14 protein-coding genes are annotated in these 11,878 nt (G+C 56.3%); 11 read left to right on the top strand and 3 right to left on the bottom strand.

What is annotated here, in order from left to right:
- The first annotated feature begins 192 nt into the window (after nt 1–192).
- The 5 genes from purC to IE151_RS00435 are packed head-to-tail and all read left to right on the top strand — an operon-like array spanning nt 193 to nt 3,051.
- Nucleotides 193–984, top strand: a complete 792-nt coding sequence (gene purC, locus IE151_RS00455; protein WP_189486730.1) for a phosphoribosylaminoimidazolesuccinocarboxamide synthase — start codon at nt 193–195, stop codon at nt 982–984.
- 46 nt (nt 985–1,030) lie between these two features.
- Nucleotides 1,031–1,273 carry a phosphoribosylformylglycinamidine synthase subunit PurS gene (purS, locus tag IE151_RS00450; protein ID WP_189486728.1) on the top strand — a complete coding sequence of 81 codons (243 nt, stop codon included), beginning with the start codon at nt 1,031–1,033 and terminating at the stop codon, nt 1,271–1,273.
- Between the two features lie 50 nt (nt 1,274–1,323).
- Entirely contained in the window at nt 1,324–1,992 is a 669-nt protein-coding gene (purQ, locus tag IE151_RS00445; RefSeq protein ID WP_189486726.1) for a phosphoribosylformylglycinamidine synthase subunit PurQ, read from the top strand.
- Between the two features lie 26 nt (nt 1,993–2,018).
- On the top strand, nt 2,019–2,429 hold the full coding sequence (locus tag IE151_RS00440) for a hypothetical protein (RefSeq protein WP_189486724.1): 411 nt from the start codon (nt 2,019–2,021) through the stop codon (nt 2,427–2,429).
- Entirely contained in the window at nt 2,398–3,051 is a 654-nt protein-coding gene (locus tag IE151_RS00435; RefSeq protein WP_189486722.1) for a Pr6Pr family membrane protein, read from the top strand. The genes IE151_RS00440 and IE151_RS00435 overlap by 32 nt, the downstream gene beginning before the upstream one ends.
- A 4-nt stretch (nt 3,052–3,055) precedes the next feature.
- Here IE151_RS00435 and IE151_RS00430 read toward each other — a convergent pair whose 3' ends face one another.
- Nucleotides 3,056–3,301 (bottom strand): DUF1127 domain-containing protein, encoded by a 246-nt coding sequence (locus IE151_RS00430; RefSeq protein ID WP_189486719.1) that lies wholly within the window; start codon nt 3,299–3,301, stop codon nt 3,056–3,058.
- An 83-nt stretch (nt 3,302–3,384) separates the two neighbouring features.
- Here IE151_RS00430 and IE151_RS00425 point away from each other — a divergent pair, with 83 nt between their 5' ends.
- The 5 genes from IE151_RS00425 (at nt 3,385) to IE151_RS00405 (ending at nt 9,109) form a co-directional block, all read left to right on the top strand.
- Nucleotides 3,385–4,794 (top strand): aminotransferase-like domain-containing protein, encoded by a 1,410-nt coding sequence (locus IE151_RS00425; RefSeq protein ID WP_189486718.1) that lies wholly within the window; start codon nt 3,385–3,387, stop codon nt 4,792–4,794.
- 128 nt (nt 4,795–4,922) lie between these two features.
- The gene (purL, locus tag IE151_RS00420) at nt 4,923–7,133 is read left to right on the top strand and encodes a phosphoribosylformylglycinamidine synthase subunit PurL (RefSeq protein WP_189486716.1); all 2,211 of its coding nucleotides are present in this window, start codon (nt 4,923–4,925) and stop codon (nt 7,131–7,133) included.
- Between the two features lie 11 nt (nt 7,134–7,144).
- Nucleotides 7,145–7,378, top strand: coding sequence for a BolA family protein (locus IE151_RS00415; protein WP_189486714.1), 234 nt, complete (start codon nt 7,145–7,147; stop codon nt 7,376–7,378).
- Nucleotides 7,379–7,427: 49 nt separating this feature from the next.
- Nucleotides 7,428–7,757: a Grx4 family monothiol glutaredoxin gene (gene grxD, locus IE151_RS00410; protein WP_189486712.1), complete on the top strand. Its 330-nt coding sequence runs from the start codon at nt 7,428–7,430 to the stop codon at nt 7,755–7,757.
- A gap of 92 nt (nt 7,758–7,849) precedes the next feature.
- Nucleotides 7,850–9,109, top strand: a complete 1,260-nt coding sequence (locus tag IE151_RS00405) for a multidrug effflux MFS transporter (RefSeq protein ID WP_189486710.1) — start codon at nt 7,850–7,852, stop codon at nt 9,107–9,109.
- A gap of 74 nt (nt 9,110–9,183) precedes the next feature.
- Here IE151_RS00405 and ttcA read toward each other — a convergent pair whose 3' ends face one another.
- Complete coding sequence (gene ttcA, locus IE151_RS00400) at nt 9,184–10,002, bottom strand: tRNA 2-thiocytidine(32) synthetase TtcA (protein ID WP_189487558.1); 819 nt, start codon at nt 10,000–10,002, stop codon at nt 9,184–9,186.
- Between the two features lie 149 nt (nt 10,003–10,151).
- On the bottom strand, nt 10,152–10,769 hold the full coding sequence (rpsD, locus tag IE151_RS00395; RefSeq protein ID WP_189486708.1) for a 30S ribosomal protein S4: 618 nt from the start codon (nt 10,767–10,769) through the stop codon (nt 10,152–10,154).
- A 321-nt stretch (nt 10,770–11,090) separates the two neighbouring features.
- On the opposite strand from rpsD, the gene IE151_RS00390 reads away from it, so the two are divergent.
- Nucleotides 11,091–11,861: an extensin-like domain-containing protein gene (locus tag IE151_RS00390; protein ID WP_189486706.1), complete on the top strand. Its 771-nt coding sequence runs from the start codon at nt 11,091–11,093 to the stop codon at nt 11,859–11,861.
- Nucleotides 11,862–11,878: the final 17 nt, after the last annotated feature.

The raw sequence follows: 11,878 nt of genomic DNA, 5'->3' as shown, positions 1-11,878 counted from the left end.
ATAACGGGAAGAGCTTCCCGTATCATTGTGGAAGCTGGATGAATATTGGACGATTCTACGCCGAAAATTGTCCTTTTCAACGATTCCGATTGAGGCTTGGCCCAGTTTGCGCTATTTGCGCGCATAAACGCTCAGGCGGGCGTTCGATCCATGCGCAGCGGCTTCCGGCCGCATAACAGAGAAGTCAGTTCCATGAACCGTCGCCGTCGCATTTATGAAGGCAAGGCAAAGATCCTCTATGAGGGACCCGAGCCTGGCACCCTGGTCCAGTTCTTCAAGGATGATGCCACCGCCTTCAACGCCAAAAAGCACGAGGTGATCGATGGCAAGGGCGTCCTGAACAATCGTATCTCGGAATATATCTTCACTCAGTTGAACCAGATCGGCATTCCGACCCATTTTATTCGCCGCCTCAACATGCGTGAGCAACTGATCCGGGAAGTCGAGATCATCCCGCTGGAGGTTGTCGTGCGCAACGTGGCTGCCGGCTCTCTTGCCAAGCGGCTCGGCCTTGAAGAAGGCACCGTTCTGCCCCGCTCGATCATCGAGTTCTATTACAAGGCTGACGCGCTCGACGATCCGATGGTATCCGAAGAGCATATCACCGCTTTTGGCTGGGCGAGCCCGCAGGAACTGGACGACATCATGGCGATGGCGATCCGCATCAACGACTTCCTCTCCGGCCTGTTCCTCGGCGCTGGCATCCAACTGGTCGATTTCAAGATCGAGTGCGGCCGTTTGTTCGAAGGCGATCTGATGCGTATCGTGCTGGCCGACGAAATTTCGCCGGATTCCTGCCGCCTATGGGACGTCGCCACCAAGGAAAAGATGGACAAGGACCGGTTCCGTCGCGATCTTGGCGGCTTGGTTGAAGCCTATCAGGAAGTGGCGCGCCGCCTCGGAATCATGAATGAAACCGATGCCAACCGCCCGACGGGTCCTGTCCTCGTCGCTTCTTCCGACGGTAACGAAACGCAGCATTGAGCTTGCGTTTCTCTCCCTCGTTTACAAATTGCCGGAGCATACAAACGTGATCAAAGCCCGCGTCGTCGTCACCCTCAAGAACGGTGTTCTCGATCCCCAGGGCAAGGCCATCGGCCATGCGCTCGATGGTCTGGGCTTCCAGGGTCTTGGCGAAATTCGTCAGGGTAAGGTTTTCGATATTGCCGTCGAAGGTTCAGACAAGGACAAGGTCCGCAAGGACGTCGAAGCCATGTGCGAAAAGCTGCTGGCGAATACGGTCATCGAAAATTACACTGTCGAGGTCGCCTGACCCGTTACAGGTTCGCGACATAGTCACTCTCTCCAGTACGGTACGCCATCATGAAAGCCGCTGTCGTCCTCCTCCCCGGTCTCAATCGTGATCGCGACATGATCGCGGCCCTGACCAAGATTTCCGGCCAGAAGCCGCTTACGGTATGGGAAACGGACACGACGATCCCGGATGTCGATCTGATCGTCATCCCCGGCGGCTTCTCCTATGGCGATTATCTGCGATGCGGTGCCATCGCCGCACGAATGCCGGTTCTGCGTGCCGTCGCCGAGAAGGCTGCGAAGGGCGTTCCTGTCATTGGCGTCTGCAATGGCTTCCAGATCCTGATTGAAGCGGGGCTCCTGCCGGGCGCGCTGATGCGCAACAGCTCGCTGCGCTTCGTCTGCCGCGAAGTTAAGCTCGAAGTCACCAATGCTTCTACCCGGTTTACCAGCACCTATACGCAGGGACAGATCGTTCGGTGTCCCGTGGCACATCATGACGGCAATTATTTCGCGGATGCCGATACGTTGTCCGCACTCAAGGATAATGGTCAGATCCTGTTCCGCTATGCCGAAGACACGAACCCCAACGGATCGATAGACGACATTGCCGGCATCACCAACAAGGCCGGTAATGTGCTTGGCATGATGCCACACCCGGAAAACCTGATCGAAGCGGCGCATGGCGGCAGCGATGGTCGCGGCATCTTCGAAAGCGCAATTAGTCAGGCAGCCTGATCACTTCCAAAAGCGAGCAGAATGAAATGATTCGACATGCATCTCTTTCTGCCCTTCTCGCTTTAGGCTTGCTGGCGGCATGCCAGTCTTCAGCGACAGGTCCCGGATCTATCGCAACATCATCCACCAGCGCCGCACTTCCGACTATGGAGCGCATAGCGATTGCCGCGCAGAAATGCTGGTTTGCCTCACGTGATGCGGCATTCAAGCCATATCGCATGGCTAATGAGTTGAATTCCTACAGCGGGCGCCCACGCATCCTTCTTGTACCAGCGCGCAACCCGGAATCCCGCCCACTCCTCGTCGTGCACGCAGAAGGTACTCCCGCACGGCTTGAAGCCTTCGGCCCTCTGATGGAGAGCCCGCAAGGCAGCCGTATCGCAGCCGACATCCGAAATTGGGCGCATGGCAACAATGCCTGCGGCAAGGCTGCCTAAAATGGGCGGGCGTCTTCTTGCCCGCATCGGTCTTGTTCTCGGACTGGCCGCCCTGCTCATTCAGTTTTCGATAACTATCCCGGAGTCCATGGAAACGGGTCGCGGTTTTTTCGCCAGCCTCGTCTTCTATTTCTCGTTCTTTACCATTCTGACGAACATCTACGTTGTTCTGGTCTATGTCGCGTATTTGCGCGGCAAGCCGGAGTTCTTCACGCGTCCGCCGGTTCGCGCTTGCGCCGCCACCTCGATCGCGCTGGTCATGATCGTCTACGCAACGATGCTTGCCGGCCTGTACGCGCCACGAGGCTGGTTCCTGACGGCAGACATTCTTTTGCATTATATCTGCCCGCCGGTATTCGTGCTCTGGTGGGCAATCTTTGCGGCAGACGGCACGGTGAAGCTCCGCGACCTTGCACCCTGGCTGACCTATCCGCTTCTCTACTTCCTTTTGATCTGCGTGCGCTGGATCATCGTTGACGAAATGCCCTATCCCTTTATCGATCCCGGCAACGGAGGATGGGCGCATGTCGGCAAGGGTGTGCTGACAATGAGCATCTTCTTCTTTCTGATCAGCCTCATGTTCATCGTCGCCGACCGTGCGATTGCCCGATTGCGGCGGTGATTTGCTAGCGACTTGAGCGCCAGAACGGCACATTCGCCTCATTGGCAGCGTCTGCGCGAGAAAGACCGATATCGCGTAGATGCTCATCACTAAGTGCTGCGAGAGCACGGCGCGAGCGACGGCGTTCAGCACAGTTTGAAACCCAATCGCTCACCGTGATCAATGTGCGGATGATGAGACGCGATGGCGCGCTGACTATCCCGCGCCTCGTTGGGACGGGACCGGACGAAATTGTATCTATTGTACTCATTTATATTCTCGCTTCGCGCAGGAACATGGGATGCAATTCTGATAATTGACACTTATCTCAAAGTAAAATACGTAATTGTCACCATGACAAAATGGATACAATCAGTTCCCGACGGCGAGGGTCCGATATATCTACGACTTGCCGATCACATCGAACGGGCAATCGCAGCCGGAGCTCTGGCTCACGGAGAAAAGCTGCCGCCACAGCGTGATCTCGCTTATGATATCGGGGTGACCGTAGGCACGGTCGGGCGGGCATATGCGATTGCTCGGCAGCGCGGTTTGATCAGTGGCGAAGTCGGGCGCGGCACCTATGTACTTGCCAGGCAGCAACCTCCACGCCCCACGTCCAAAGCCGAGGTTATCGCCGGAGTCCGACAAAATCACCCTACTCTCGGCAAGCTACGTTTCGACGCAACAAGTGCTCCCGATGTCGGACAGGCTGCGATCATGGATGAAATCGTCACCGGCGTGACGCACAGTAACCCGGACTTTGTGCCTTTTTATACACGTACATATCCGGATCATTGGTTCGAAGCAGGAAAGCAATGGTTGTCGAAGGGTGCATTCGTTCCCGATACGGCGGATATTGTACCCACGCTTGGAGCTCACGCGGGCGTCTGCTCTATCATTGCGGCAATCACCGCCGCAGGCGACAAGATTGTTTTCGAAGAGCTGACCTACGCACAGATCCACCGCACAGCCAACCTGATCGGCCGCAGATCAATCACAGTTGCCAGTGATGATCAGGGCATGATTCCGGAGGAATTCGAGCATGTCTGCGCGCAGCAGCATCCGAAGGTGGCTTTCCTCATGCCGTCAGCGCAAAATCCCACCGCCGCCCGCCTACCCCTGGAACGTCGCCGGGCTATCGCGGAAATTGCCCGCCGGTTCAACGTCTTTCTCATCGAGGATGACCTCTACGGCTCGATCAGCCTCGACCCGACGCCATATCTGGCCGAGTTTGCGCCGGAGCGCACCTTCCTCGTCGGCGGCTTGTCCAAATCTGTAGCAGCCGGCGTACGCGGTGCGTGGATCGCCTGCCCACCTCATTACGCCGACCGCATCCGTATCGCACATGGCATGATGACGGGTGGCATGCCGTTTCTCATGGCAGAAACCGCGGCCCAGCTCGTCATGTCCGCAGCAGCGGAGGAATTGCGCGACCGGTCACGCCTTGAAGTCGCAGAACGCGTCTCCATTGCACGCAAGGCGCTCGGCAATCATGGTTTTGTTTCGCAGCCATGCCTTCCGTTTCTTTGGCTGAAGCTTCCCGATCCCTGGCTTTCAGGCACGTTCAAACAGGCTGCACTCGATGCCGGCATCCTGATCGACGATGAGGACGAGTTCAAATCGGCCCGTCTTTCGACGGCCTTCCACCGGGTAAGGCTCGGTTTTTCGTCGCCACGCTGTCGCGATAGCGTCGCAGACGGTTTCGCAACGATCACGCGCCTTCTGGACAGCGGTGAGATTGGCCATGAAAGTTTCGCCTGAGCCAGTGTTTGGCCGAGCAAAGGCGCGTTTTGCTTCGGAAAAGCTGCACTTTCCTGTCGCACCATCCTCGCGCATAGGCTAAAGAGGCGACCAATATCTCCCCTCTTTGCAAGAGCAGACGGCAGCAGATGACCATTTCCAATTCCATCGCCATTACCGAAGAGCTCATCGCCGCACATGGCCTGAAGCCGGACGAATATCAGCGTATTCTCGACCTGATCGGCCGTGAGCCGAGCTATACCGAACTTGGCATATTCTCTGCCATGTGGAACGAGCACTGCTCCTACAAGTCGTCCAAGCGCTGGTTGCGCACGCTGCCAACCAAGGGTCCGCAGGTTATCCAGGGTCCGGGCGAAAATGCGGGTGTCGTCGATATTGGTGATGGCGATTGCGTTGTGTTCAAGATGGAAAGCCATAATCACCCATCTTACATCGAGCCATATCAGGGGGCGGCAACCGGCGTTGGCGGCATCTTGCGCGACGTTTTCACCATGGGCGCGCGTCCCATTGCAGCCATGAACGCGCTGCGCTTCGGTGAGCCGTCGCATCCGAAGACGCGCCATCTGGTTTCGGGCGTCGTTGCTGGCGTGGGAGGCTATGGGAATTCCTTCGGCGTTCCAACCGTTGGCGGCGAGGTGAATTTCGATGCGCGCTACAATGGCAACTGTTTGGTGAACGCCTTCGCTGCCGGCCTTGCCAAGACCGACGGCATCTTCCTGTCTCAGGCCAAGGGCGTCGGCCTCCCCGTGGTTTATCTCGGTGCCAAGACGGGCCGCGACGGCGTCGGCGGAGCCACGATGGCTTCTGCGGAATTCGACGACAAGATCGAGGAAAAGCGTCCTACGGTTCAGGTTGGCGATCCTTTCACTGAAAAATGCCTGCTTGAAGCCTGTCTCGAACTGATGGCAACCGGTGCCGTGATCGCGATTCAGGATATGGGGGCTGCCGGCCTCACCTGCTCGGCTGTAGAGATGGGCGCCAAGGGTGACCTGGGTATCGAGCTGCAGCTCGACCAGGTGCCAGTGCGCGAGGAGCGCATGAGCGCCTACGAAATGATGCTCTCGGAAAGCCAGGAACGCATGCTCATGGTGCTTCGTCCGGAGAAGGAAGAGGAAGCCAAGGCAATCTTCGTCAAGTGGGGTCTGGATTTCGCTATTGTTGGCAAGACTACCGATGATCTGCGTTTCCGCGTCATCCATCAAGGCGAGGAAGTCGCCAATCTCCCGATCAAGGAATTGGGTGACGAGGCTCCTGAATATGATCGCCCCTGGATTGCGCCCAAGGTCGCGTCGGATATCGACGCCGCCGCCTACGCCGATGTCGATGTTGCCGATACGCTGCTTTCATTGCTGAACACGGCGAACCTCTCGAGCCGTCGCTGGGTTTGGGAACAATATGACACGCTCATCCAGGGCAATTCGCTCCAGATTCCGGGCGGCGATGCTGGCGTGGTTCGTGTCGACGGCCACGAGAAGAAGGCGCTCGCCTTTTCCTCGGACGTGACGCCGCGCTATTGCGAGGCCGATCCATTCGAAGGCGGCAAGCAGGCTGTTGCTGAATGCTGGCGCAATATCACCGCAACCGGCGCTCTACCGCTTGCCGCAACCGACAATCTGAACTTCGGCAACCCCGAAAAGCCAGAAATCATGGGCCAGCTCGTCAAAGCCATCGAAGGTATTGGCGAAGCCTGCCGTGCCCTCGACTTCCCCATCGTCTCAGGGAATGTCTCGCTCTATAACGAGACCAACGGCATAGCTATTCTGCCTACGCCGACGATTGGCGGCGTAGGCCTGCTGGCCGACTATGCAGCCATGAGCCGCACTGCCTTCGATGGTGAAGGCCGTGCGATCCTGCTGATCGGCAAGGACGAGGCATGGGGCACGCATCTGGGCCAGTCCATTTATTTACGCGACTCGCTTGGTGTGACCGAAGGTCCTGCGCCGCATGTGGACCTCGATCACGAGCGCCGCGCCGGCGAATTCGTCCGCGGTCTCATCAAGTCTGGCACCACCAAATGCGTTCATGATGTTTCCGATGGCGGCCTTGCTATCGCGCTGGCAGAAATGGCAATTGCAGGCAGTGTCGGTGCTGAAATCAAGGCGCCTGGGGGCAATCTCGCGGCTCAGTTCTTCGGCGAAGATCAAGGTCGCTACGTTCTGACCGTCTCCAGGGCCGATGCGGCAGCCGTAATCGAGGCTGCAAAGGCAGCTTCTTTGACGGCTCACGAACTTGGCACCACTGGCGGCAAGGAATTGAAACTGGGTGAGTCGCGTGCCATATCTGTCGAAGCACTGAGAGAAGCGCATGAAAGCTGGTTCCCCGGCTTCATGGAAGGATAATAGGCTAAACCATGGCAATGGACGCACGCGACATCGAGAAACTTATCAAGGAAGGCATTCCCGACGCGCGGGTTGAAATCCGCGATCTGGCAGGCGACGGCGATCATTATGCTGCCGAAGTTGTGTCGGAAAGCTTCCGCGGCAAGACGCGCGTGCAACAGCATCAAATGGTCTATGAGGCGCTGAAGGGCAATATGGGCGGTGCCTTGCACGCCCTCGCCCTGCAGACAAGCGCGCCCGAGTAAGCAATCAATTCAGATGGCTGCACTCCCGGCGGCTTTAAAGGACAGAAAAATGAGCGGCATAAACGAAATCATCGACAATGAAGTCAAGTCGAACGACGTCGTGCTCTTCATGAAAGGCACGCCTTCGTTCCCACAATGCGGTTTCTCCGGCCAGGTCGTGCAAATTCTCGACTATCTCGGCGTTGCCTATAAGGGTATCAATGTGCTTGAGACCAATGAATTGCGTCAGGGCATCAAGGATTATTCCAACTGGCCGACCATCCCACAGCTTTATGTTAAGGGAGAATTCGTCGGTGGCTGCGATATTATTCGTGAAATGTTTCAGTCGGGCGAACTGAAAACATTCCTGGCAGACAAGGGCGTTGAACAGGCTGCCTGATCTGTCATAGCAGTTTCTTTTCGGTCTGGCATTTTGCGTCAGGCTTTGAAAATGCGCCGGTTCTCCGGCGCGTTTTGCTTTTTGGGGTGAAAATGCAAAATCAATCTTCTGAACAAACCAAACTTCCAATTCCCAGGCTGGAATTCATTGCGCTTTGCGCGGCGCTCATGGCGCTTAACGCGCTGGCAATCGACATTATGTTGCCGGGGCTCCAGGAGATTGGCGCGAGCCTCGGCGTCACCAGTGAGAACAATCGTCAATTCGTCATTACCGCCTATCTGATCGGCTTTGCTTTTGCGCAGCTCGTGTACGGTCCACTGTCTGATTCGTTTGGACGACGGGGGCCGCTTCTCGTTGGCATGGGAATTTACAGCATAGCCTCGATTGCTGCCGCCTTTGCGCCCTCCTTCGAATTTCTCCTGATATGTCGAGCCGTCCAGGGAATCGGCGCTGCTGCGACGCGTGTCATCGTCGTCTCGGTCGTGCGCGACACATTCGGCGGTCGCGCCATGGCGGAAATCATGTCGCTGATCTTCATGATCTTCATGGTGATCCCGGTTATCGCACCACTGCTCGGCCAGGGCATCATGCTCTTCGGCGACTGGCATTACATCTTCGTCGTGATGGCGATCGGCTGCGCGCTCATTGCCTGGTGGACCGCTACACGTCTGCCTGAAACATTGCACCCGGAATATCGCCGCGCACTCAATCTCGGCGTCATCGCGCAAGGGTTCAAGATCGTCGTCACCAACCGTATGGCTATCCTCTACACGATTGCCACGACCTTTATCTTTGGCGCCCTTTTCGGTTTCATCAACTCGGCACAGCAGGTCTATGTCGGAATTTACGGCATCGGCGTCTGGTTTCCCGTCGTGTTCGCCGGAATCGCCAGCCTCATGTCGATTTCATCCTTCCTGAACTCGCGTCTGGTCGGACGTCTCGGCATGCGCCGCCTCTCGCATGCGGCTATCATCGGCTATTTCGTTACGACCGGGATCTGGCTGACCTGCACGCTGATCTACGGTCAGTTGCCGCTTGCTGTCTTTATCGGCTTCTTCGCGATCGCCATGTTGCTGTTCGGATGGATCGGTTCGAACCTGAACACGATCGCGATGGAGCCGCTTGGGCATCTCGCGGGAACGGCGTCTTCCGTTTTTGGATTTATCCAGACATTGGGTGGAGCGCTGATCGGCGCGCTGATCGGCCAGGCTTTCGACGGAACAACCATTCCTATGGTCGGCGGCTTCTGCTTCGTTTCAGCAATTGCAATCATTCTGATCCTGATCGCTGAAAACGGCAAGCTTTTCGCCGTTCATCACGATCCGATCCCGCCTATTGCCGAGAAAGATTGATCTGATCTCGCCAAAAACAGAAAAAGCCCCGTGTCGGAAAATCGACACGGGGCTTTTGCTTCCAGGGAATATGGCTACTCGGCCGCTTCGCTGAAAGCTTCTTTCGGCGTCAATCCAGCAAAATCGAAGAGGTTACGATCCAGTAGATGTGACGGACGTACATTGGTAAGCGCACGGATCATTGTGTCCTTGCGGCCGGGCATGCGCTTTTCGATATCATCGAGCATGGCCTTCATCACGTTGCGCTGCAGACCATCCTGGCTGCCACATAGATCGCAGGGAATGATCGGAAATTTCATAGCATCCGCGAACCGCGCCAGATCATTCTCCGCGCAATAAGCAAGAGGGCGATGCACGAAGAGATCGCCTTCATCGTTGAGCAATTTGGCCGGCATTGCGGCAAGACGGCCACCATGGAAGAGGTTCATGAAGAAGGTTTCGAGGATATCCTCGCGATGATGGCCCAGAACCAGAGCCGAGCACCCCTCTTCGCGCGCGACACGATAGAGGTGGCCGCGCCGCAGACGTGAGCAAAGCGAACAATAAGTGGCCGTCTCCGGCAGCTTCTCGGTGACGATGGAATAGGTGTCCTGATACTCGATACGATGAGCAATGCCATGCTTATTCAGGAAATCCGGCAAAATATGCTTCGGAAAATTAGGCTGTCCCTGATCGAGATTGCAAGCCACCAGTTCGACTGGAAGCATGCCGCGCCATTTCAGATCGAGCAGCAGCGCCAGAAGACCATAGGAATCCTTGCCGCCAGAGAGCGCCACAAGCCAGCGCTCACCCGGACGTATCATGCCGAAATCATCGATTGCCTGACGCATCTGCCTGAGTAGGCGCTTACGCAGCTTGTTGAATTCACCCGACTGCGCCACATCCGCATACATCGAAAATTCAGGCGGCAGTTGTGTCTCGGCATCCAGCTCTTGCATGGCTTCCTCTCGTCGTCCGATGGCGTCTTGAAACATAGTCATATCACGATAGCAAAAAGCCGCCCGAAATGAGCGGCTTTCTGACAATTCGATAAGGCAGTCGATTAACGCGAGTAGTATTCGACGACCAGGTTCGGTTCCATCTGGACCGGATACGGAACGTCCGTCAGGCCAGGAGCGCGAACGAAGGTTGCGACCATCTTGTTATGATCCACTTCGATATAGTCCGGAACGTCGCGTTCTGCGAGCTGGGTTGCTTCCAGAACGATGGCGAGCTGCTTGGACTTTTCGCGAACTTCGATAACATCACCGGCGCGAACGCGGTATGAACCGATATTGACGCGGCGACCATTGACCTTGATATGACCGTGGTTGACGAACTGGCGGGCAGCAAAGATCGTTGGAACGAACTTGGCGCGGTAAACGATGGCATCCAGGCGCGATTCGAGCAGAGCGATCAGGTTTTCGTTGGTATCGCCCTTACGACGTGATGCTTCGTCATAGGTCTTGCGGAACTGCTTTTCCGAGATGTCGCCGTAGTAGCCCTTGAGCTTCTGCTTGGCGCGCAGCTGGACACCATAGTCCGAAAGCTTGCCCTTGCGGCGCTGGCCGTGCTGGCCTGGACCGTATTCACGCTTGTTGACCGGGGACTTCGGGCGGCCCCAGACGTTTTCACCAAGACGGCGATCGAGTTTGTACTTGGACGATTGGCGCTTGCTCATCGCATTTCCTTAACAGTAACATGCGCCCCGTCTCATAAAAGACGAAGCAAGGAAACGCGCCCTCCTCTGGATCTTATTTTGAGATCCTGACAGAAACTGCCGCGCATAACGCTGAGCGGCTCGTATCACGGGACACGTTGGTGATGCGTCTGATCCTTTCGAACCAAACGTTGGTCGGCTTCTATCGGCGGTTTTTCTCGAAGTCAAGCAAAACCGGGCATTTCTGTGCTTCGCAACAGACTGTCACGCGGATTGATGGCTCGTGTCTGAACATGGCCTCCTTTTCCCTCCATTATTGCTACAGGATATAAGGGGGGTGCCATGAGTTTTATTCGCATCTGGATGATCGCTGCGTTTTCGACAGTCGCCGTGAATGCCGCGGTTACACAGGAAGCAAAGCATGATCTTCCACAGAGAGTTCCGGTTCCTGTTGAGCGGCCTGATACAAAGTCATCCGTCGGAAAAATCAAACCAGCAGAAGAAGCAGGACCTATCTCCCCTCCGGGAGAGGTTTTACGTGCTGCGAAAAAAGATGAGCGAATCTACCAGGTCGCCTGTCCCGTGTTGATGAGCGGAGAGATTGACGGCACGCTTATTCCGCCATTGAAGGAAAACAATTGCGGAGAACAGTCACCGTTAAAGATCAACGCCTTTGGCAAGGAAACGCCTGTAAGGCTCGCCGCGCCCGTTATTATCAATTGCGCGATGGCAACCGCGTTGGTGGAATGGACCGCAAACGTGAGCGCGCTGGCGCAGAAGCATTACCACTCTCCAATCAAAAAGATCGTGACCGGTTCGGATTATCAGTGCCGGCGCGTGAATAATGGCTCTTCCGGACGCACATCCGAACATGCTTTCGCAAACGCGTTGGACATTATTTCCTTTACCTTCGAGAATGGCAAAACAACCGAACTGAAAAGCGGCTGGAACGCGAAGGGTGCAGAAAAAGCTTTCTGGCGCGATCTACATAAGGCATCGTGCAAACGCTTCATGACGGTGATCGGCCCGGATGGCGACGCAGCGCACGAAAATAATCTGCATCTCGATCTCGGTTGCCATGGGAAGGATTGCATGGCCAGGATTTGCCAGTAGCGCGGCCTTAGCGGCAG

Origin of the sequence: Limoniibacter endophyticus (assembly GCF_014652835.1) — a bacterium.
Classification (GTDB): Bacteria; Pseudomonadota; Alphaproteobacteria; order Rhizobiales; family Rhizobiaceae; genus Limoniibacter; species Limoniibacter endophyticus.
This window is presented reverse-complemented; position numbering and strand designations above follow the sequence as displayed.

What these genes read in the sequence shown, in the direction of transcription:
- grxD (WP_189486712.1), top strand. Translation starts at nt 7,428, where the DNA reads ATGAGCGGCATAAACGAAATCATCGACAATGAAGTCAAGTCGAACGAC.
- IE151_RS00440 (WP_189486724.1), top strand. Translation starts at nt 2,019, where the DNA reads ATGATTCGACATGCATCTCTTTCTGCCCTTCTCGCTTTAGGCTTGCTG.
- IE151_RS00415 (WP_189486714.1), top strand. Translation starts at nt 7,145, where the DNA reads ATGGCAATGGACGCACGCGACATCGAGAAACTTATCAAGGAAGGCATT.
- IE151_RS00430 (WP_189486719.1), bottom strand. Translation starts at nt 3,301, where the DNA reads ATGAGTACAATAGATACAATTTCGTCCGGTCCCGTCCCAACGAGGCGC.
- IE151_RS00405 (WP_189486710.1), top strand. Translation starts at nt 7,850, where the DNA reads ATGCAAAATCAATCTTCTGAACAAACCAAACTTCCAATTCCCAGGCTG.
- purC (WP_189486730.1), top strand. Translation starts at nt 193, where the DNA reads ATGAACCGTCGCCGTCGCATTTATGAAGGCAAGGCAAAGATCCTCTAT.
- IE151_RS00390 (WP_189486706.1), top strand. Translation starts at nt 11,091, where the DNA reads ATGAGTTTTATTCGCATCTGGATGATCGCTGCGTTTTCGACAGTCGCC.
- IE151_RS00435 (WP_189486722.1), top strand. Translation starts at nt 2,398, where the DNA reads ATGGCAACAATGCCTGCGGCAAGGCTGCCTAAAATGGGCGGGCGTCTT.
- rpsD (WP_189486708.1), bottom strand. Translation starts at nt 10,769, where the DNA reads ATGAGCAAGCGCCAATCGTCCAAGTACAAACTCGATCGCCGTCTTGGT.
- purL (WP_189486716.1), top strand. Translation starts at nt 4,923, where the DNA reads ATGACCATTTCCAATTCCATCGCCATTACCGAAGAGCTCATCGCCGCA.
- ttcA (WP_189487558.1), bottom strand. Translation starts at nt 10,002, where the DNA reads ATGTATGCGGATGTGGCGCAGTCGGGTGAATTCAACAAGCTGCGTAAG.
- purQ (WP_189486726.1), top strand. Translation starts at nt 1,324, where the DNA reads ATGAAAGCCGCTGTCGTCCTCCTCCCCGGTCTCAATCGTGATCGCGAC.
- IE151_RS00425 (WP_189486718.1), top strand. Translation starts at nt 3,385, where the DNA reads ATGACAAAATGGATACAATCAGTTCCCGACGGCGAGGGTCCGATATAT.